This window comes from Photorhabdus sp. CRCIA-P01 (assembly GCF_003545805.1).
GTDB lineage: Bacteria > Pseudomonadota > Gammaproteobacteria > Enterobacterales > Enterobacteriaceae > Photorhabdus > Photorhabdus antumapuensis.
On record NZ_NMQR01000056.1, the window covers coordinates 1 to 20,759 of the forward strand.

The 20,759-nt window shown below is 44.1% G+C and carries 18 protein-coding genes; 7 read left to right on the forward strand and 11 right to left on the reverse strand.

All coding sequences use genetic code 11. The features are described 5' to 3' along the window. Positions 1–382 precede the first annotated feature (382 nt). Together murI and btuB are read right to left on the reverse strand one after the other, a co-directional pair. Positions 383–1,246 (reverse strand): glutamate racemase, encoded by an 864-nt coding sequence (gene murI / locus D3222_RS20920; RefSeq protein WP_118987850.1) that lies wholly within the window; start codon positions 1,244–1,246, stop codon positions 383–385. Next, on the reverse strand, positions 1,191–3,050 hold the full coding sequence (btuB, locus tag D3222_RS20925) for a TonB-dependent vitamin B12 receptor BtuB (RefSeq protein WP_118987851.1): 1,860 nt from the start codon (positions 3,048–3,050) through the stop codon (positions 1,191–1,193). Before btuB ends, murI begins: the two co-directional genes overlap by 56 nt. Before the next feature lie 183 nt (positions 3,051–3,233). On the opposite strand from btuB, the gene trmA reads away from it, so the two are divergent. Then, on the forward strand, positions 3,234–4,334 hold the full coding sequence (gene trmA, locus D3222_RS20930; protein ID WP_369973532.1) for a tRNA (uridine(54)-C5)-methyltransferase TrmA: 1,101 nt from the start codon (positions 3,234–3,236) through the stop codon (positions 4,332–4,334). Positions 4,335–4,399: 65 nt separating this feature from the next. Here trmA and D3222_RS20935 read toward each other — a convergent pair whose 3' ends face one another. Together D3222_RS20935 and fabR are read right to left on the reverse strand one after the other, a co-directional pair. Continuing rightward, positions 4,400–4,771: a YijD family membrane protein gene (locus D3222_RS20935; protein ID WP_118987866.1), complete on the reverse strand. Its 372-nt coding sequence runs from the start codon at positions 4,769–4,771 to the stop codon at positions 4,400–4,402. A gap of 24 nt (positions 4,772–4,795) precedes the next feature. After that, complete coding sequence (gene fabR / locus D3222_RS20940; protein ID WP_049584869.1) at positions 4,796–5,440, reverse strand: HTH-type transcriptional repressor FabR; 645 nt, start codon at positions 5,438–5,440, stop codon at positions 4,796–4,798. A gap of 384 nt (positions 5,441–5,824) precedes the next feature. Here fabR and sthA point away from each other — a divergent pair, with 384 nt between their 5' ends. Further along, the gene (sthA, locus tag D3222_RS20945; protein ID WP_118987852.1) at positions 5,825–7,222 is read left to right on the forward strand and encodes a Si-specific NAD(P)(+) transhydrogenase; all 1,398 of its coding nucleotides are present in this window, start codon (positions 5,825–5,827) and stop codon (positions 7,220–7,222) included. Here sthA and oxyR read toward each other — a convergent pair. From oxyR to argC, 5 genes are all read right to left on the reverse strand, one after another. After that, entirely contained in the window at positions 7,214–8,119 is a 906-nt protein-coding gene (gene oxyR, locus D3222_RS20950) for a DNA-binding transcriptional regulator OxyR (RefSeq protein ID WP_118987853.1), read from the reverse strand. The genes sthA and oxyR overlap by 9 nt on opposite strands. 156 nt (positions 8,120–8,275) lie before the next feature. Next, positions 8,276–9,655 (reverse strand): argininosuccinate lyase, encoded by a 1,380-nt coding sequence (gene argH / locus D3222_RS20955; RefSeq protein ID WP_118987854.1) that lies wholly within the window; start codon positions 9,653–9,655, stop codon positions 8,276–8,278. A 153-nt stretch (positions 9,656–9,808) separates the two neighbouring features. After that, a complete protein-coding gene (locus tag D3222_RS20960) occupies positions 9,809–11,023 on the reverse strand; it encodes an argininosuccinate synthase (protein WP_118987855.1) in 1,215 nt (404 codons plus the stop codon). A 68-nt stretch (positions 11,024–11,091) separates the two neighbouring features. Continuing rightward, positions 11,092–11,865 (reverse strand): acetylglutamate kinase, encoded by a 774-nt coding sequence (gene argB / locus D3222_RS20965; RefSeq protein ID WP_118987856.1) that lies wholly within the window; start codon positions 11,863–11,865, stop codon positions 11,092–11,094. 25 nt (positions 11,866–11,890) lie between these two features. Further along, the gene (argC, locus tag D3222_RS20970) at positions 11,891–12,895 is read right to left on the reverse strand and encodes an N-acetyl-gamma-glutamyl-phosphate reductase (RefSeq protein WP_118987857.1); all 1,005 of its coding nucleotides are present in this window, start codon (positions 12,893–12,895) and stop codon (positions 11,891–11,893) included. A 102-nt stretch (positions 12,896–12,997) separates the two neighbouring features. On the opposite strand from argC, the gene argE reads away from it, so the two are divergent. The 3 genes from argE to D3222_RS20985 all read left to right on the forward strand — a co-directional run bounded on the left by argE (position 12,998) and on the right by D3222_RS20985 (position 17,961). Then, positions 12,998–14,155 (forward strand): acetylornithine deacetylase, encoded by a 1,158-nt coding sequence (argE, locus tag D3222_RS20975; protein ID WP_118987858.1) that lies wholly within the window; start codon positions 12,998–13,000, stop codon positions 14,153–14,155. Between the two features lie 282 nt (positions 14,156–14,437). Then, positions 14,438–17,074, forward strand: a complete 2,637-nt coding sequence (ppc, locus tag D3222_RS20980; protein WP_118987859.1) for a phosphoenolpyruvate carboxylase — start codon at positions 14,438–14,440, stop codon at positions 17,072–17,074. 308 nt (positions 17,075–17,382) lie between these two features. Continuing rightward, positions 17,383–17,961 (forward strand): YolA family protein, encoded by a 579-nt coding sequence (locus tag D3222_RS20985; protein ID WP_118987860.1) that lies wholly within the window; start codon positions 17,383–17,385, stop codon positions 17,959–17,961. 149 nt (positions 17,962–18,110) lie between these two features. Here D3222_RS20985 and D3222_RS20990 read toward each other — a convergent pair whose 3' ends face one another. Both D3222_RS20990 and D3222_RS20995 read right to left on the reverse strand, forming a co-directional pair. After that, a complete protein-coding gene (locus D3222_RS20990; protein ID WP_232832606.1) occupies positions 18,111–18,407 on the reverse strand; it encodes a hypothetical protein in 297 nt (98 codons plus the stop codon). 101 nt (positions 18,408–18,508) lie between these two features. Then, complete coding sequence (locus D3222_RS20995) at positions 18,509–19,444, reverse strand: hypothetical protein (RefSeq protein ID WP_232832607.1); 936 nt, start codon at positions 19,442–19,444, stop codon at positions 18,509–18,511. Between the two features lie 320 nt (positions 19,445–19,764). Between D3222_RS20995 and D3222_RS21000 the strand changes: the two genes are divergently transcribed. Continuing rightward, entirely contained in the window at positions 19,765–20,034 is a 270-nt protein-coding gene (locus D3222_RS21000; protein WP_157975384.1) for a type II toxin-antitoxin system TacA family antitoxin, read from the forward strand. 118 nt (positions 20,035–20,152) lie between these two features. Continuing rightward, the gene (locus tag D3222_RS21005; RefSeq protein WP_157975385.1) at positions 20,153–20,512 is read left to right on the forward strand and encodes a GNAT family N-acetyltransferase; all 360 of its coding nucleotides are present in this window, start codon (positions 20,153–20,155) and stop codon (positions 20,510–20,512) included. Positions 20,513–20,759 lie beyond the last annotated feature (247 nt).

The following is a 20,759-nucleotide window of genomic DNA, read 5'->3' on the forward strand; positions in this document are numbered from 1 at the left end:
GCCATGATCAAACTCTTCAATTTAAAGTTTGATGCTCAAAGAAACTGACCGTTCATTCGTAATGAATTCACTGTTGTTCACTCTTCAAGACTTTAAAACGTATTTTTTGGTGATACGGTCTTGTGAGTGCCCACACAGATTGTCTGATTAATTGTTAAAGAGCAGGCTGAATTAAAAAATGACATTCTCGTTCAGCCGGGCTGCGTATACTACGCTTTTCGCCCGCAGAGTCAAGCGCTTATTCGCTTTCCCTCTGCCTGACCTCACAATGTTTATCAGCGTTGTGTCGGTCAGTGGGGGCGCATTATAGGGCGTTCTTCGGCGCTGGCAATAGTTATTTTAAAAAAAGTTAACGACTGCTGATTATTACGCCAAATTTAACTTAAATTATCAATTTCTCCAGTTTTGAGAATCCATATTCCTGTAAAACAGAGATTAATGCATCAGTCTCAGCATCCATTTTCATACAATAAGCAAGGCTATCTGCTGAAGTACAAACAAGATTCTCCTGATGTTTAACCAACCAAGCTGTCCTTCGGGCAATAGCGGCACCGGAATCAATTAAGCGTGTACCATCAGGCAGTACCTGAACTAATTCTTCTGCCAATAGTGGAAAGTGAGTACAACCCAATACCACCGTATCAGGTGGTTCTTTCATTCTGAGCCAAGGTTTCAGTATCTTTTTTAAAGCGTCGGAAGATACTTTACCACCATGCAGTTTAGCTTCGGCGAATTCTACCAACTCAGCAGAACCTATAGATTCAATTCTGCAATCTATCGCAAATCTTTCGATAAGTTCTTTTGTATAGGCTCGGTTAACTGTTGCTCTCGTCGCCAATAGCCCAACAATGCCATTACGAGTTAACTTCGCGGCGGGCTTTATCGCTGGAACCACACCAACCACCGGGAAACGGAACCGCTCACGCAAAGCTGGCAAACTGACGGTACTTGCGGTGTTACATGCAATAACGACTATTGCCAAAGAATGTTTTTGCTGAACGGCATCAATAATTTGAACGACTCGTTCAACAATAAATTCTTCCGATTTTTCACCATAAGGGAATGCTTCGTTATCAAAAACATATATATAGTGGAGATCTGGTAATAATTGTCGGATCTCTTGGTAAACAGATAAGCCGCCTACCCCAGAATCAAACACTAAAACTGTCGGGCGTGCGGCTTTATTTAAATCAGAAGTTATAGCTCCCAGTGAGGTAGTATTCACGTCCTGGAATGCGATAGCCATAAACTGTCTCGTAATCTTTATCAAGCAGGTTGACTATTCTAGCACGAATTGTCAGATAAGAAGTGACTGGATATGAAACCGTTAAATCCCAAAAGCTGACGCCACCTAATTTCACACGCTTAGCCGGGAATGCACTAAAATCGTTGTCATAACGCCGCCCTAGATATTGATAAGTTAACCCCCAATCAAGATCATATAGCTGCCAGTCAAGTTGATATTTCACTTGCTGCTTCGCACGACGAACTAAAATTTCATTAGTTTCACTATTACGGGGTTCGATATATTGTATTGTCAATTGATGCTGAAATATGCCAGTGTCCATTAAGCCAGTCCATTCAACACCTTTAATTTTTGCTTTGCCAATATTGTAGTAACGGCTATTTGTATAATCGATCAATTGCTCAATCTCATTGCGATATACAGTCAGACGCCAATTTAGCTGGCCTGTGACGCCTTCAATACCGCCTTCCCATTGTGTACTTTCTTCCGGTTTCAAATCATGATTACCACCAAAACCATACATCTGGCTGAGCGTTGGAGCCTTAAATGCCGTGCCATAAGAAGTGATCAAACGATAATCTTCAATAAACTCCCAACCTAAACTGGCTTGCCATGTAGTATTCCAACCAGCTTCTGAATGTTTATCTGAACGAATTGCACCTTCTAAAATGAGATCTTTTAGTTGTTGCTGTGCTGTCAGATACATTCCTGTATTACGTACCGTTTTACTCTTCGGAATATAACTGGTTCCAGCTTCTATCGATTGTTTTTGGAAATCCACACCTGTACTAACCATGCCCTGATATAGCTGAAAAGTATTTCCCCATTGCAGGTTATATTGTTCAGAATCATTAAGGCTAGCGGATTTATCATAGCGCCCATATTGAGGATCAAAGTTATAGTCTTTTGTATGACTATAACTTGCAATTAATTGGGATGAGTAGATCCCCCGATTAAATCTGACCCCCGAATCATAGTGGCGGCTATAAAGTTCACGGGTATCCGGTCTAGCATATGGATAATTCCAATTAATATCCGCATCATAAGATGTTCTATTGTTATAGCCATAAGCTCGAACAAATCCACTGACTTGCTCATTAAATTTTTGATCGACTCCCAACCAAAGCACTTTGCTCATAAAGCCGTCACGATCAGGCTGTCTAAAACCACCGGTATTACCATCAGCAACAACATCGTATCCTTTGGTATAAGTATAGTTAGCTGCTGCTGTCAGAACTGTATTTTCAGCTAATTTTTGCTGAGTTGCACCATCATAAGTTTGATAACCATGTGAGCCGATACCTACATTAAGGCTGGTTCCTAGTTTCTCTCTGGTAGTGATGATATTAATAACACCACCAATAGCATCAGAACCATAAACAGCGGAACGTGGTCCGCGGATATATTCAATTTTCTGAACCAATGATACAGGTATTTGGCTTAAATCAGAGGAACCACTGATGCCCGCTTGATTCAGACGTATTCCATCCATCAGCACTAATACATGACTAGCATGAGTACCACGTATAAACAAAGAGCTTAACTGTCCAATACCTCCATGCCGCGCAATATCAACACCGGGTAGACGACGCAAAATATCGGCTACACTATTTGACTGCCAACGTTCAATTTCATCTCGTGTTACAACAGTATAAGGAGCCAGTATGCTTGATACCGGCTGTTTAAAACGACTCGCCGTCACAACCAATGAATCCTGCGACTCCACCGCGACAGAGGCTTGATTCCAACTAGAAATCACCACGATTGAAACAGTGAATAATAAAAACCTATTTTTATTTATCATGAGAGAAAACATCCCACAATTTATTGTTAGAAGGACACGCTACGATGAAGCGTTGAACCTATTCATAATAGTAAGCATAGACAGGATCGTGTATGAGTAATAAGAAAACTGGACATCCTTTACTCTTTCCCTACAATTTTGCACGAAAATTTTTCTTACTACAGATATAAGAGAACAAACATAATGCAAAATCCCCTGCCAACGGAAAGCTATGAACAGCAACTAACGGAGAAGGTCAGCCGTTTAAAAAACATGATGGCGCCTTTCCAACCCCCGGGGCCAGAGGTTTTCCGCTCACCGCTATCTCATTACAGAATGCGAGCAGAATTTCGAATCTGGCATGAGCAGGATGATTTGTACCATATTATGTTCGATCAACAGACGAAACAGCGTATTCGCCTTGCTCAATTCCCTGTCGCCAGTAAGTTAATCAACAAAATGATGGTAGTATTAATTGACTCCATTAGATCTGAACAGATCTTGCGTCATAAGCTATTTCAAATTGATTATCTGTCCACTTGCAGTAATAAAATCCTTGTTTCTCTGCTTTATCATAAAAAATTGGGTGATGAATGGACACAACAGGCATTAAGACTGCGTGAGGCGTTAAAAAATAAAGGGTTTGACATTGAGTTAATTGGCAGAGCCGCTAAAACCAAAATCACATTGGATCATGATTATATTGATGAGGTTTTACCTGTTGCAGGCCGAAAAATGATTTATCGCCAGGTAGAAAACAGCTTCACCCAACCAAATGCTAGCGTCAATATTCATATGCTTGAATGGGCAATTCATATTACCAAGGATTCAAAAGGTGATTTACTTGAGCTTTATTGTGGTAATGGCAATTTCTCTCTAGCATTAGCTCAAAATTTTGAACGAGTATTGGCAACAGAAATTGCTAAGCCATCCGTTGCTGCCGCTCAATACAACATTGCAGCCAACGGTATTGATAATGTACAAATTATCCGAATGTCAGCAGAGGAATTCACCCAAGCAGTGAATGGTGAACGCGAATTTAATCGCCTCCAGGGAATCAATTTAAAAAGCTATCAATGTGAAACTATTTTTGTCGATCCGCCACGTAGCGGCCTTGATGAAAAAACGCTTGAGATGGTCCAGACATATCCACGGATTCTTTATATTTCCTGTAACCCGGAAACCCTTTGCCATAATCTAGAAACATTAACCCAAACGCATAAAATCAGCCATCTGGCTCTGTTTGATCAGTTTCCTTATACTCATCATATGGAATGCGGCGTGCTTCTGGAAAAATTAAACTGATACCTTGACGAACATATAAAATAGAAACGCCGGCAGATAGTTATCTCTCCGGCGTTTTTCATCAATTAATGACAATTTTCTATAATTGCCTGGTCTTTACGAATTTTTACCTTTCTGTAAATCCAAAATACCAGAACGGTACCCATTACTGCGGGCAGAAAATTAGAGCCAATTTCAGGGTATTCAACTCTGATAATCGCACTATAACTAAATAATCCTAAGAGGAAACAAGCAACAACCAGCTTAGGCATCCCATCTGGCATTGAATAATTCAAATAGCGTTGATGGATACAATAAATTGATAAAACTAGTGTTATCAATGGGAAAACTGAAAAAGAAACAACTGAGCTAAAAACTGCTGAAAACGTTCCATTCGTTGCTAATCCGACAATAAAAGCGAGTAACAATGTACTTTTGTCCTGGCGATATTGTTCCATCATTTCGTTCTCCTCCTTCATTAGTTATTTAAGTTTAGGGTTCGGTGGATTCATTTCTTTGCGATACCAATAATATGCACCTTTAGCAATCATCCGTAGCTGCAAGACTAAGCGTTCTTCTAAACGCTGTCTTTTCTCCAAATCAATATCCAGTGCTTCCGCACCTGCACTGAATACTATTGTTACCATTGCTTCTGCCTGCACTTCAGTAAAATGCCTCGGCATACAGCTTTCCTGTTCTAAATAGTCTGCCAGCTCAGCAATAAAATGTTGTATTTCCCGTGCAACAGCGGCGCGAAATTCAGCAGAGGTCCCTGAACGCTCACGTAATAATAATCGGAATGCATTTGGATTATTACCGATAAATTCCATAAAAGTTGAAACAGACGTGCGGATGACACTGCCACCTTTAGCAATACGTTGCCGGGCTTGCCTCATTAACTGACGTAACATCAAACCACTTTCATCCACCATAGTCAGCCCAAGCTCATCAACATCGCGGAAATGACGATAAAATGAAGTGGGTGCAATACCTGCTTCGCGGGCGACTTCACGCAAGCTAAGGCTGGTAAAACTCCTTTCGGCACTCAACTGGCTGAAAGCAGCTTCAATCAGTGAACGACGAGTTTTTTCTTTCTGTTTCGCTCTGATGCCGATAACGTTACTCACACGAATCCTGACTCTTTATCTGAACTACATGTTAGGAAATATACCAAATTTTAACGCGTTTGCCGTAATGATGTGCTTATCATGTCATTTATAATGATCCATGTCATTTTCTCAGTGCATTTTCTTATTAAATATTAAGATGATAAAGGTGACTACGCATAGTCAAAAAATCATTAAGGGAGCATTCCCCCTTTGTTAATTTGGTCGTTGGGTAATTATTTATTTTCCAAAAGCTTCATGGTTTTGTGCCAGATTAGCGTAGCAGGTAAAACTATGTTCAATTCACCCTAAACGATGACATAAACTCCTTATGATGATTGGGTTATTAAGTCAACCGATGTTAATATAGCGTTGTAATTTTGTGTAAAAACAGGTCTTTCCTCTATGCAACATATTCATTTTGACGCCATTGTCATTGGTTCTGGTCCCGGTGGAGAAGGAGCAGCAATGGGATTGGTGAAACAGGGTAAAAGCGTTGCTGTTATTGAACGCTATAATAATGTCGGTGGTGGTTGTACTCATTGGGGTACTATCCCGTCCAAAGCCCTCCGCCACGCCGTCAGTCGTATTATTGAATTTAACCAAAACCCTCTATACAGTGATAATTCCCGCATTCTTCGCTCTTCATTCGCTGAAATCTTACGCCGTGCTGAAATGGTAATTAATCAGCAAACTAGAATGCGTCAAGGATTTTACGAACGTAATGGGTGTCGTATGTTTTCCGGGGAAGCAACATTCATTGATGACCACCGGGTGAGTGTGCGCTATGCTGACGATAACCACGATATTTTAAGTGCAGATAAGATTATTATCGCAACGGGTTCTCGCCCATATTGTCCGCCAGATGTCGATTTCACCCATTCCCGTATTTATAACAGCGATTCCATTCTGAAACTGGATCACGAACCACGGCATGTGATTATTTATGGTGCCGGAGTAATTGGTTGTGAATATGCGTCAATTTTCCGCGGATTAGGCGTGAAAGTTGATTTGATCAATACGCGTAACCACTTACTGGCTTTCCTTGATCAAGAGATGTCAGATGCACTTTCCTACCATTTTTGGAATAGTGGTGTCGTGATCCGCCACAATGAAGAATATTCTAAAATTGAAGGTGTTGATGATGGTGTTATCGTCCATCTCAAATCCGGTAAAAAAGTCAAAGCCGACTGTCTGCTTTATGCTAACGGCCGAACAGGCAATACCGATACTCTTGGGCTGAAAAACATTGGTCTGGAAGCCGATGGCCGCGGGTTACTGAAAGTCAATAAGATCTATCAAACCAGCAACGAAAATATCTACGCCGTAGGAGATGTTATCGGTTATCCAAGCCTGGCCTCCGCTGCTTATGATCAAGGCCGAATTGCCGCCCAAGCGATGACGAAAGGAAACGCCGAAGTTCATCTGATTGAAGATATTCCAACGGGTATCTATACCATTCCTGAAATCAGCTCGGTAGGTAAAACCGAACAACAATTAACAGCAATGAAAGTGCCTTATGAAGTTGGGCGTGCGCAATTTAAACATCTTGCACGCGCACAAATCGCGGGGATGAACGTAGGAAGCCTGAAAATACTGTTCCATAGAGAAACAAAAGAGATTCTTGGCATTCACTGTTTCGGGGAACGTGCAGCTGAAATTATTCATATCGGCCAAGCAATTATGGAACAGAAAGGTGAAAGTAATACTATCGAATATTTCGTCAATACTACTTTCAACTATCCAACGATGGCTGAAGCCTATCGTGTCGCGGCTCTAAATGGCCTAAACCGGCTATTTTGATTGCCCGTAATAAGTGCCCATTTTAACTCTAATAGCCTCTGCCAGTTGCTCATAGCGACCACGCAGAGGTGAACCAGGACGATAAATCAAAATAACAGACCGCTTAGGTTCAGGGCTGCTACACTCCAGATAACAGACGCCATCACGTTTTTTCTCTTGTGGCACTGCCAGATCAGGCAATAAGGTTATTCCACTACCGGCAGCAACCATATTACGTAGGGTTTCCAAACTGGTTGCACGAAAATGGGTATCTTCCTTCGCGCCAGCCTGAAAACAGAATCCCATTGCCTGATCACGCAAGCAATGACCATCTTCTAGCATCAACAATTTTTCACCTGCCAATTCATCCATAGCAATTTTTTTACGCTCTGCCCAAGGATGACCATCATAGATAGCTAGTTTCATGGGTTCTTCAAACAATGGCACTTCAATGAAAGCTCTTGTCTCCTTAACCATTGCCAGAATCGCACAATCCAATTTGCCACTATCCAACTGGGCTAACAGACTTTGAGTCTGAGCTTCATATAGATACATTTCCAACTTAGGAAACAAACTATGAAGCCCAGGGATAATATGAGGTAACAGATATGGACCAACTGTCGGGATCAAACCAATATGCAGAGGACCAGACATATTTTCCCCCTGAAGTGATGCCATTTCCTGTAGGATCCTAACCTCACGGAGAACCGTTCTGGCCTGTTCCACTAATAACATCCCTTGTTGCGTGAACAAAACCTTACGACTGGTGCGTTCCAACAGCATGACACCCAGATCATCCTCAAGCTTACGAATTTGCCCGCTTAACGTAGGCTGGCTGACGTGGCATGAATCGGCAGCATGGCGAAAGTGCCGATGCTCCGCAAGAGCCACAAGATATTCCAGATCGCGGATATTCATTCCCACCTCAACATATTTAATATAAATGATAGAAACTACCAATAGATAATTATATCAATGTGAGGCAAAGACTATCAGATAATCCTTAAAAACTTATATATAAAGATCTCATTTATTTTACAGGGGATCGATTAATCCCCCTCCTGCTGACGATGACTAACTTAATTTTAGCTTCTGTTTAGCCTCTTCAATCGCTTTCATAACCTGTTTTTGCGATACGCCACCTTTTACAAGGCGTTTGTCCAGACAAGATTGCAGAGACAAAATATCATATACATCTTCAGTAATTGCACTGCTGAACTTCTGCAACTCTGTCAATGCCAACACTTCCAGCGCCTCACCCTGATTAAGCGCCATAATCACAATTTCCCCAACAATATGGTGAGCTTCACGGAATGGAACACCTTTTGCGACCAAATAATCAGCCAATTCAGTCGCGTTAGCATAACCCTGTTTAGCTGCTTCCGCACAACGTGAACGCCTGACCTGAATACCGTCTAACACCAACGCTGCCATATGCAAACAATCCAGCCAAGTGTCCAACGCATCAAGCAACCCTTCTTTATCCTCCTGCATATCTTTATTATAGGCCAGCGGCAGACCTTTTAAGGTCATCATCATACCGGTCAATGCCCCCTGCACCCGGCCACATTTACCACGGATTAACTCTAGTGCATCCGGGTTTTTCTTCTGTGGCATCAGAGAAGAACCGGAAGTGACTCGATCTGACAGTTCAATAAATCCTGCTTCACCACTATTAAAGAAAATGAGATCTTCCGCAAAACGGGAAAGATGAATCATACTGATGCTGGCATTAGATAGCAGTTCCAATACATGATCACGATCTGAAACGCTATCCAGGCTGTTACGCGTCGCTGAAGCAAAACCTAGCCATGATGCTAGTTGTTCGCGGTCGATATCATAAGCGGTTCCCGCCAATGCACCGCACCCAAGCGGGCTAGTATTCAGCCGTTTTAAAGTATCCTGTAACCGACTTTCATCACGGACCAACATTTCTACATATGCCAAGCACCAGTGAGCAAATGTAATAGGCTGCGCTCTTTGCAGATGGGTATAACCCGGCATCACCGCATCCTGATTATTCTCTGCGGTGATCACCAATGCCTGCTGTAATTCCACAATTGCCTGATGGAGATGTGAAATGTATTCTTTACACCAAAGTTTGAGATCTGTTGCCACCTGATCGTTACGGCTACGACCAGTATGGAGCTTCTTACCCAGATCGCCAACTTTGCTGATCAACTGCCCTTCCACCCAACTATGAATATCTTCCGCATCACTTTGCAGGATGACTTGTGGGTTAGCCTGAACCTCATTCAGCAATTCATTTAATGCCAGCTCCAGTCTTTGTTGTTCTTCAACGGTCAGCACACCAACCGTTACCAACGCTTTCGACCATGCAACTGAACCGGTAATGTCCTGTTCCGCCAACCGGTAATCAAAGCGAAGTGAATCGTTAAATTGTTTGAACCGCTGATCTGCTTTCTGACTGAAACGCCCGCCCCAGAGTGCCATATTTTCGTTCCTGATTATCTGATGTCTGAGTGATTGATTACCTTTCATAAACAGCAACTTCATTCGCAACATGGAGATAATAGACTCGATAAATCAAATACAAAGAATGAATTCACGATCTGGTCATTACCTCCATAACTACGAACAATGAAATTACTCTTTACTATTTAATGCCCGAATGCGCGAAGGGAGAGAATACAGACGGATAAATCCTGCTGCATGGCTGTGATCGTAAACCTCATCTTCACCAAACGTTGCAAACGCTTCAGAATAAAGGCTATTTGTTGATCTCTTCTGGATCGCTGTCACCTGACCTTTATAGAGTTTCAGCACGACTTCACCGCTGACATCCGCAGCCAACGTCTCAGCCGCTGCCTGAATAGATTGACGTAGCGGGGCAAACCAGCGTCCGTCATAAACGACATAAGACATTTCTAGCCCAAGCTGCTGACGCCATTTAAAGCTATCGCGGTCCAGAACCAGTTGTTCAACACCACGTAACGCAGCCATCATAATGGTTCCTCCCGGTGTTTCATAACAACCACGAGATTTCATTCCCACCAGCCGGTTTTCCACGATATCAATACGACCGATACCATGTTTTGCTCCCAGAATATTCAGCGCTTCAAGGCATTGATATGGAGACATTACCTTGCCATTAACCCCAACAACCTCGCCTTTCTCAATAGTGACACTGACCAATTCAGCTTCATCTGGTGCCTTTTCTGGATCGACTGCCCACACCCAACAATCTTTATTGGATGCATTCCAAGTGCTTTCCAGTACGCCACCTTCGGTAGAGATATGCCACGCATTCTCATCACGGCTGTAAATTTTCTCCAATGTTGCGGTGGTTGGAATATCCCGCTCTTTCAGATAATCCAGCAACGCTTCACGGGAACGTAAATCCCACTCTCTCCACGGAGCGACTACTTTTAGCTGAGGAGCTAATGCCGTATAAGTGCTTTCAAACCGAACCTGATCGTTACCCTTACCTGTTGCACCATGAGCAAGTGCATCTGCCCCCACTTTCAGTGCCAATTCAACCTGTGCTTTAGCAATAATGGGCCGTGCCATTGAAGTGCCCAACAAATAGCTACCTTCATACAAAGCACCGGTTTTCAGTACCGGATAAACATAATCTTTAATGAATTCCTCACGCAGATCCACAACGTGACATTCTGATGCGCCAGAGCGTAAAGCTTTCTGCTCCACGCCCTCCAGATCTTCACGGCTTTGCCCTACATCTGCAACAAACGCAACAACTTCACAGTTGTCATAATGCTCTTTCAGCCAAGGAATAATGGCAGAAGTATCCAGACCACCAGAATAGGCAAGAACGATTTTTTTAATATCTTTAGTATGCATGAAGTTACCCTTTGAAATTCCGTTGTTATTTATCAGCAAAGCTTTGCCGAAAATTAATCAAACTTAATTTAAGCCAGAATACGAGTACCGACGGGAACACCGTTAAATAGATCAGTCAGTTGATCTGCATGACGCCAACTGGCGATATCTACCGGACGATCTAATGTCCTAGCTGCATCTAGAGCGGCATTCACCTTCACAATCATGCCGTCAGTAATGATGCCGTGAGCAATAAGTTGTTCTGCTTTCTCAACATTTATGTCAGGGATTTTCTGCCCTTTACCATCCAAAATACCACTAACATCAGAGAGCAATACCAAATCAGCACCTAGCGTCTGAGCTATCGCCGTTGCTGCCTGATCGGCATTCACATTCATCAGCTCCCCTTTATCCGTTACACCAATCGAGCTGATAATGGGCATATAACCCGCATCCAGTAACGTTTTCAGCAACTTAGCATCGCCCGGCATCGCTTTTCCCACATGCCCCAACTCTTCACTCAGTTGGGAAACCGTGACCACATTACCATCTCCTAAATATAATCCAACTGATGCAAGTTGATATTTAGTCGCCCACGACAACAAGGTCTTATTGGCAATACCAGCCAATGCGCCGGTGATAATCCCAATCTGATCAGCGGGTGTTACCCGTAATCCTTGTTCCTTCACTATCGGTAGCTGCAACTTCTGCATCAGTTCATCCACCAGATAACCACCACCATGAACAACCACCAACTGGCGTTCGTGTGTTTGCCGATATTCCTGCAATGCAGTAAACACGCGTTCCAATGCTTCTTCATTGTCCAGTAACACACCACCTAACTTTATGACTAAAGGTTCCATCTGCTCTACTCCTTCACGTCAATAATTAAAATAATGCCTGAGTTTCTTCAAACCCAAAACGTATATTCATACACTGAACTGCCTGAGCTGCCGCCCCCTTCAAAAGATTATCCTCAGTACCCACAACAATCAGGTGGTCACCCTGTACAACAAAACCGATATCACAAAACGGTAACCCAACAACGGATTTCAATGCTGGCACTCCTTTGCTGTAAAGCCTTACCAATGGCTTATCTTTGTATGCCTGCCGATACACCTCATTTATCTGTTCCGCGGTAACACCCGGCTTCAATTTACAGGTAATTGTGGCAAGAATACCCCGCGCGAAATTGCCAAGATGCGGAGTAAAAATCACCCTGGTTCCCAGATGTTCCTCAATCTCCGGTTGATGACGATGGGTAAATATTCCATAAGGTTGCAAACTGATTTCGCAGAAACTGTTGGTCATGCTGGCTTTCCGGCCTGCTCCACTTACACCACTAGTAGCATTAATCACCGGCCAATGGCCGGTATCCAGCAAACTATTTTCCAACAGCGGTTTCAGGGAGAGTTGAGAAACTGTTGGGTAACATCCCGGTACAGCAACTAATTGGGCCTGTTTGATTTTTTCAGCCTGCCATTCGGCAAGTCCATATACTGCTTGTGCTAACCATTCAGTATGCTTATGTTTGAATCCGTAGTATTGTTGATAAATCTGAGCATTTTGTACGCGATAGGCACCGGAGAGATCGAATACAGTGCAACCTGCGGCCAGAAATAGCGGCGCAATGTCATGACTAACTTCATGGGCGGTGGCAAGGAAAACCACATCAATCCCTTTAGCAGCATTAATAATATCAGTCAGAGGTTGCAACGGTAGATCAACAATGCCTTTATACTGTGGATGTAAATCTGAGAAGCATTTATCTGCATCAATGCTCTGAGCAGAAACCATGAGTCTAATCAGATTCGTATGCGGATGACGATGCAGATATGCTGCCAGTTCTGCTCCGGTGTAACCACTTGCACCAACAACCAGCGTATTCAACATAGGATATCTTTACCTTGTGCTCAGTATTCAAACGGGATAATGTATTTTTATTCAAAAAAAATGCATGAATATTGATACTATCATGAATAAAGGCTGTCAACAGTGAATATTAAATTACCTCCATTTATTGAGCTATTTCGGCAATTAATCGCGACTCCATCTATCAGCGCCACCGATGTCAGTATTGACCAAAGTAATGAGTCTCTCATCAACCTACTGGCAAGTTGGTTAAAGGAAATTGGTTTCGAAATTGAGATACAACCCGTCCCCGAAGCCCTCGGAAAATACAATCTACTCGCGACGTTGGGGCGTGGCCCAGGTGGATTACTCTTATGTGGACACACTGATACCGTACCCTTTGACGAAGGTCCCTGGACGAAAGATCCTTTCACCCTGACAGAGCGCGGTAACAAACTATACGGTTTAGGTACAGCAGATATGAAAGGCTTTTTCGCCTTTATTATTGATGCGTTGCGGGACATTGATGTCAGTAAAATAACCCGTCCGCTGTACATTCTGGCAACCGCGGATGAAGAGACGACAATGGCAGGAGCCCGCTATTTTGCCGCAAGTACCACTATCCGCCCAGATTTCGCTATTATCGGAGAACCCACTTCATTGCATCCTATCCGTGCACATAAAGGACATTTATCGAACGCTATCCGCATTGTTGGTAAATCCGGGCACTCCAGTGATCCAGACCGTGGTATAAACGCCATTGACTTGATGCACGAATCTATTGGTCACCTGATTGAACTACGCAATATGCTAAAAGAGCGTTACAACAACCCGGCGTTTACCATTCCATACCCGACCATGAACTTTGGCTATATTCATGGCGGTGATGCGGTAAATCGGATTTGCGCACATTGTGAATTGCATATGGATATTCGCCCATTACCGGGACTAACGTTACAGGATCTGAACGGGCTGTTAAACGAGGCCCTGGAACCGGTGAAGCAACGTTGGCCTAGCCGCTTAACTATCGATGAATTACATGCCCCTATTCCCGGTTATGAATGCCCAACCGATCACAAGATGGTTGACATGATTGAGAAACTGCTAGGCCGCAAGGCTGAAACGGTCAACTACTGTACCGAAGCGCCATTCATTCAGGAAGTATGCCCAACTTTAGTCCTTGGCCCTGGTTCTATTGAACAGGCACATCAACCGGATGAGTTCATTGATATGTCGTTTATTGAACCCACCAGAAAGATAATTTCTCAGTTAATAGATCATTTCTGTCTAAGCAATGATTAATTGTTCTACTCGTCCCCCAAAAGTCAGGGGGACTCAAACACCATAACAAGCAACAAAAGCACCTTTCCCAAACCTTTTGAGCATAAGTAATACTTATAGAACATGGCCTGCCATTAAATTTTAGAAATTTCGCCCAAACTGATTATTTTCTGATATGAATATGAGGGCTTAGGGTCAATGCAACACTGTGGCGACACAAAAAAATAACTTTCCGCCACTTAAATGAAATTTTTCTACAGAAACAGAATCAACATTCTGCCAGCAATAAAGGCTAAGAGTCACATGAACCAACAATATTCTGCAATGCGTAGTAATGTCAGCATGCTAGGTAAGCTGCTCGGAGACACGATCAAAGACGCTTTAGGTGAAGATATTCTCGATAAAGTCGAGACTATCCGCAAATTATCCAAATCATCCCGCGCAGGTAATGAAGCACACCGCCAGCAACTATTATCTACATTGCAAAACCTATCTAATGATGAACTGTTGCCAGTTGCCCGTGCTTTCAATCAATTTCTCAACCTGACAAACGTCGCAGAGCAATATCACAGCATCTCCCCACATGGTGAAGCTGCCAGTAACCCCGTTGCGCTAGCGAAATTATTCACCCGCTTGAAAGAAAAAAATTTCAGTAACAACGATCTGAAAAAAGCGGTAAATGAACTGTCTATTGAATTAGTCCTCACCGCTCACCCAACTGAGATCGCGCGTCGTACATTGATTCACAAACTGGTAGCTGTTAACACCTGTCTATCGCAATTCGATCACGATGATCTAGCGGATTATGAGCGTAACAACATTATGCGCCGTCTGCGTCAGTTAGTTGCCCAGTCATGGCATACCGATGAAATCCGCAAAATCCGTCCTACCCCAATTGATGAAGCGAAATGGGGGTTTGCTATGGTGGAAAACAGCTTGTGGGAGGGTGTGCCAGCATTCCTGCGTGAATTCAATGAACAACTGGAAGAGTCAATTGATTACAGCTTGCCAGTCGAAGCGGTACCTATCCGCTTTACTTCCTGGATGGGTGGCGACCGAGACGGTAATCCAAATGTAACGGCTGAAGTTACTCGTCATGTGTTACTGCTTAGCCGCTGGAAAGCAGCCGATCTATTCCTGAAAGATATTCAGGTTCTGGTTTCTGAACTATCCATGTCTGAATGTACACCAGAAGTTCGTAAACTAGCAGGTGGCGATGAAATTCTAGAACCTTACCGGGAAATTGCCAAAAAACTGCGAACACAACTCAACAATACATTGGAATATTTAGAGAAACGGCTGAAAGGGGAACAAGTTCTGCCACCCACCGATCTGCTGGTGGATAATGAACAACTCTGGCAACCCCTTTACACCTGTTATCAATCATTGAAAACCTGTGGAATGGAAATCATCGCCAACGGCCAATTATTGGATATCCTGCGCCGTATTCGTTGCTTCGGCTTGTCACTGGTACGCATTGATGTCCGTCAGGAAAGCAGCCGCCATACAACCGCCATGTCTGAATTGACACAATACCTGGAATTAGGAGACTACGAAAGCTGGTCCGAAGAAGAGAAGCAGACTTTTCTGCTGCATGAACTGAATTCAAAACGCCCACTGATCCCACATAACTGGCAACCAAACGCTGAAACGCAAGAGGTTTTCGCAACCTGTAAAGTCATTGCTAAGTCACCGCAAGACGCTATCGCCGCTTACGTTATCTCAATGGCTAAAGTGCCTTCTGATGTATTAGCGGTTCACTTGCTACTGAAAGAAGCTGGTTGTCCGTTCACTTTACCCGTTGCCCCATTGTTCGAAACCCTTGATGACCTGAATAATGCCGAAAATGTCATTCAGCAATTGATGAATATTAAGTGGTATCGTGAACTGATTCAGGACAAACAGATGGTGATGATTGGTTATTCTGACTCAGCAAAAGATGCCGGAGTGATGGCGGCGGCATGGGCGCAATACCGAGCACAGGATGCCTTAATCAACGTTTGTGAAAAAGAGGGCGTCACGCTGACCTTGTTCCACGGTCGCGGTGGTACCATTGGCCGTGGCGGGGCACCGGCACATTCAGCGCTGCTTTCCCAACCACCGGGAAGCCTGAAAGGTGGCCTACGTGTAACCGAACAAGGCGAAATGATCCGCTTTAAATTCGGTCTGCCACAGGTCACTATCAGTAGTTTAGCCTTGTATACCAGTGCGATTCTGGAAGCAAACCTATTGCCTCCACCGGAGCCTAAACCAGAATGGCATCAGGTGATGGATACCCTGTCTGATATTTCCTGTAAGATGTATCGCGATTATGTGCGTGAACAGCCCGATTTTGTACCTTATTTCCGCGCTGCAACACCAGAACAGGAATTAGCTAAATTGCCTTTAGGTTCTCGTCCAGCCAAACGTCATCCGGCGGGTGGTGTGGAAAGTTTACGCGCTATCCCGTGGATTTTCGCCTGGACACAGAATCGCCTAATGTTGCCGGCCTGGTTAGGTGCAGGTGCTGCGCTACAAAAAGTTATAAATGATGGGAAACAGGATGTACTGGCAGAAATGTGCCGTGATTGGCCTTTTTTTACCACTCGGATTGGTATGTTGGAAATGGTCTTCGCCAAAGCTGATTTGTGGTTGGCAGAATATTACGATCATCGTCTGGTAGATGAGAACTTATGGCCGTTAGGTCAGAAACTACGCGAGCAACTCTCTGCGGATATTAAGACGGTATTAGCCATTTCCAAAGATGAACACCTGATGGCAGATTTACCGTGGATTGCAGAATCAATCGCCCTGCGTAATGTTTACACTGATCCATTAAACGTCCTACAGGCAGAACTATTACTGCGTTCCCGTCAGCAACAACATCCCGATCCACAGGTTGAACAAGCCTTAATGGTAACCATTGCTGGTATAGCCGCGGGAATGCGAAATACAGGTTAGTCGCTGTCAGCAGGAGACAATCTCCGCACGGCGGTAGTGACATTATTGAGCACGGTATTGGTATCTTTTTTCTCCAGACAATCCTGTCCAAGATGTGCTCAATAGACAATAAAAAAAGAAGCTATTTCTCACCAGACGAAGTCTAATTTAAGAAAAAATACTTATCATTTACCCTCTATCACCTGCAATAAAACAAGAAAATACGTGACACAAGTCGCTTAAATCCCCACAAATACATAAATTTTGATAATGTGATTTTTGCTCACTTCCCTAGAATTGTACTTTCCAATTTCTAAGAGGATTAAATCATGAAGAAAAATAAACTTGCCATTTTGCTATCTCTTGCTTCCTTGTTTGGTGTCAATGCCTATGCCCAAACAGAGCAACCGCAGAAAGTCCCTACTAATCAAAATGTCCTGACAGCGCAATCCCAGTTGCTGCCTAACCCTGAAAGCCCCATCCGGGCCGAAGAGAAGGAGCTCAACACTAAGTCTGAGGTAGCTTACGTCCCCGCGCCTCCACTAACCAATATGTGGGTCTATGCCGTTGGCTCGACGAATTGCGGATGGGAATACACTTCCAACTTACCGGTGACGAACTGCAATCACGGAGGGTACCAGCTCCGTGCCGCCGTTCTGGAAATTGGCTACGGATACAGTTCCTTGACTTGGATGAACGGCGGTATACTGCCATACTCGCTGTACTCTTCCACACCAGTTTGCATTACAAACGGGCACTACACTTGGCCATGTGCTGGAGGCCAAATTGTGGTTGGTTTCCTTAAGGAATACAACCTCGACGGCTACCAGAATGGTATCTTCAGATACCAGAACACTTCCGCTAATTGGCCTCAGAATACCATGTCAGCACAGATCAGCATCCTTTGACTTGCTGAAACTCTCTTCAATCTGTCAGGGGCGGGAAACCGCCCTTGATTAAAGTTTGCAATAATGCACCTGATTAATCTCTCAAAGCCCTTTAGATTTTTCGCCTAATCTTTCCGCCCACAGTGGGCGAGAGTTTACAACGATTTTTGCTAAACTTTGTGCCACGAAGTCCCTTGGATACTGAACGGCGGCCATTCTTGGCTTTCGGTGATAGGGGCCGTAGCCGTAAGGTCCCTGGCTTGCTGTAACATCCGCTCGACCAAGTTGGCCAACAGCTCAGCATCCAGCCTCTCCAACCATTCACGGCTCCAGAGCAGAGTCTCGCCCTCACCACTGCGACTCAATTGCAGTGATGGCCAGTGGGCCAATGTAGCCAACGAACAAGGTTCAACATTACCTAGTGGGATAAACAAGGTCACCAGCTCATCGCGTTGGCGGATGTGCAAGCTAAAAGGGCCGAGCGGCAGATCGAGCCCCTCCGAGTGTAGAGACTCTTCGGTCTGTCCGAGGCGTCGGCACAGCTCCGATAATAAAGCATTGAACATAGTTACCCTTTATGATTGTCAAATACCGATTCAGTCGGCGGCCACAAGTTATCGATCGGAGGATTACTCGGCGTACCTTGCAGTTTACCACCTATGGTCGCAGCCCAAGGATCGATGACACGTGCTTGGGGACCCCAAGTTTCGGGTTTGCTGAGTTCACTATTGGGATCACGACCGACCACCACGAAGCAGTGAGTCTGGGTATGCCCCTTAGCGCCACGATGAGCGACTACCTCAATACGCTGCTGATCCCCTTGATTGTGCTTCATCAATTCGGCTGCCGCAGAGTAGGCCAAAGTGGTGCAGCAACCTGCCTGAGCTTGAGCGACACGGGCAGCGATAGATTGCAGTTGGTTGAAGCTGACGTTGCCTTGTCTAGCGGCAATAGCCGCCATGTTGGACATCATGTTAGCCTGGCTGTTAGCCTTCAAGCGATCCGGATTGTCATTGAATGACTGCAATCTCCCCATGATTTGCTGATAATGGGAATTCTGCTTGCTGACGAAAGTGCCAGCATCGGTGCATGCGTAAGTTTCCATCTTCTGTAAAGCTGGTATAGCCTGTTGTAGCACAGCTTGGGGACCGGCCGTCATCACCTTTGGCTGGAGAGTGCGCACCACGGCGCCTTGTTCCGCCAGAGCCTGTTTAAGCTCGGCAAGGCGGGTGCTACGGGACGCCACCTCTTTAGGGTGGTGGTTTTCCCAGTGCTGGATGGCATCCTGCACCCGTTGAGCCTGCGCACTATTGGGGGCACTCTGCAATTGGCGCAGTTCAGCGATCAAATGCTTAAGATCCGAACTCTGGAAGTGCAGTGGACCACGTCGGGCAGACTGTTCGAACAAGCGGTTGCCCTGTTCGAGTAGAGGAGAAGCTGCGGTGTGCTGGGGAGCTTGCGTTTGGCTAAGCGGCATATGGCTGCTAATAGGTGAAATTGGCATTATCTTTTCCAACATAAATTGAATTAATTAAGGACATCTTAGTATTTTTCCTGCCCTGCTTATGTAAAAAAGTGACCAGACTTTTGTCTGTTTTGGGTGTCAAAAGAGAAAGATCATCCGAGAATAGATATCCAAAATTATGAACCACAACAGTTCATACTGGACGAAGGCTTATGACGGACTTTACTTATTAAACCGAGATGATCTAACAATGACAATGTAATGTGGGAATACAAACTCAATATTAAAACTTGCTTATTCAATTTTTATGCAGAAAAATACCGTATACGTTAATTTACCGTACTTAAAAAGGAATGATAATGACTGCTATCGCTCGATTTGATTTAAAGATGGACACAGATGAAAAGGAAGTTATTTCTCGCGCTGCGGCTTTAATGGGCACAACAATGGCCGCATTCGTGCGCACAGCAGCTAAAGAGAAAGCACGTGAGCTATTAGATAGAGACTCTCGCATGACAATGACAGTCCAGGATTTTCAGGCATTCACAATCGCTTTGAATGACGCTTTCGCCCCCAATACTGCTTTACAAAACGCAATAAATGCTGCGCGCAAGGTGAAACGTGTTTGAAGAGCAATTCCTTGATCCAAGCTACCATCAACGCAAGATTTTTACCTCTGGAGTGAACGAGCTTGACGATTACCTTCAGCACTTTGCCGTTCAACAAAGCAAAAAAGGCATTGCCGTTGTGCGAGTACTAGTCGATACCGACGTCCCTAGCACCATACTGGGTTACTATAGCTTAAGCGCTGCGCAAATCGATATTGTCCAGTTAGATGAGCGTATCCAGCACAAATTGCCACGCTATCCGGTGCCTTGTTTTCGAATGGGGCGGTTAGCGGTGCATTCAGATTACCACGGACGAGGATTAGGGCGACTCCTGATAGGATGCGCAGTTGAGCGTTGCTTTGAGGCCAAGAAGCATGTCGCCGCGTATGCCCTTATGGTCGATGTAAAGGGAGAAAAGGCCAAAAGTTTCTACGAACATTACGGATTTATTCCATGTCGCGATAACCCAATGACGCTCTATCTACCACTTGGTACATAACCGGCGATTGAATGGGCCTACCCAACCACCCGGATAGTCCCCCTCTCAAAACTAGGCTTATAGAGCTACATTATCCAGCCTTCAATAATCCGGTGTCCCATACCTATTAAGTAAATAAGTAAATAAGTAAATAAGTAAATAAGTAAATAAGTAAATAAGTAAATAAGTAAATAAGTAAATAAGTAAATAAGTAAATAAGTAAATAAGTAAATAAGTAAATAAGTAAATAAGTAAATAAGTAAATAAG

Excerpts from the sequence above, each read along its gene's own strand:
- argC (WP_118987857.1), bottom strand. The coding sequence starts at position 12,895 with ATGTTGAATACGCTGGTTGTTGGTGCAAGTGGTTACACCGGAGCAGAA.
- D3222_RS20995 (WP_232832607.1), bottom strand. The coding sequence starts at position 19,444 with ATGCCAATTTCACCTATTAGCAGCCATATGCCGCTTAGCCAAACGCAA.
- btuB (WP_118987851.1), bottom strand. The coding sequence starts at position 3,050 with ATGATAAATAAAAATAGGTTTTTATTATTCACTGTTTCAATCGTGGTG.
- argH (WP_118987854.1), bottom strand. The coding sequence starts at position 9,655 with ATGGCACTCTGGGGCGGGCGTTTCAGTCAGAAAGCAGATCAGCGGTTC.
- D3222_RS20960 (WP_118987855.1), bottom strand. The coding sequence starts at position 11,023 with ATGCATACTAAAGATATTAAAAAAATCGTTCTTGCCTATTCTGGTGGT.
- murI (WP_118987850.1), bottom strand. The coding sequence starts at position 1,246 with ATGGCTATCGCATTCCAGGACGTGAATACTACCTCACTGGGAGCTATA.
- argB (WP_118987856.1), bottom strand. The coding sequence starts at position 11,865 with ATGGAACCTTTAGTCATAAAGTTAGGTGGTGTGTTACTGGACAATGAA.
- oxyR (WP_118987853.1), bottom strand. The coding sequence starts at position 8,119 with ATGAATATCCGCGATCTGGAATATCTTGTGGCTCTTGCGGAGCATCGG.
- sthA (WP_118987852.1), top strand. The coding sequence starts at position 5,825 with ATGCAACATATTCATTTTGACGCCATTGTCATTGGTTCTGGTCCCGGT.
- D3222_RS21000 (WP_157975384.1), top strand. The coding sequence starts at position 19,765 with ATGACTGCTATCGCTCGATTTGATTTAAAGATGGACACAGATGAAAAG.
- D3222_RS20985 (WP_118987860.1), top strand. The coding sequence starts at position 17,383 with ATGAAGAAAAATAAACTTGCCATTTTGCTATCTCTTGCTTCCTTGTTT.
- D3222_RS20935 (WP_118987866.1), bottom strand. The coding sequence starts at position 4,771 with ATGGAACAATATCGCCAGGACAAAAGTACATTGTTACTCGCTTTTATT.
- trmA (WP_369973532.1), top strand. The coding sequence starts at position 3,234 with ATGCAAAATCCCCTGCCAACGGAAAGCTATGAACAGCAACTAACGGAG.
- ppc (WP_118987859.1), top strand. The coding sequence starts at position 14,438 with ATGAACCAACAATATTCTGCAATGCGTAGTAATGTCAGCATGCTAGGT.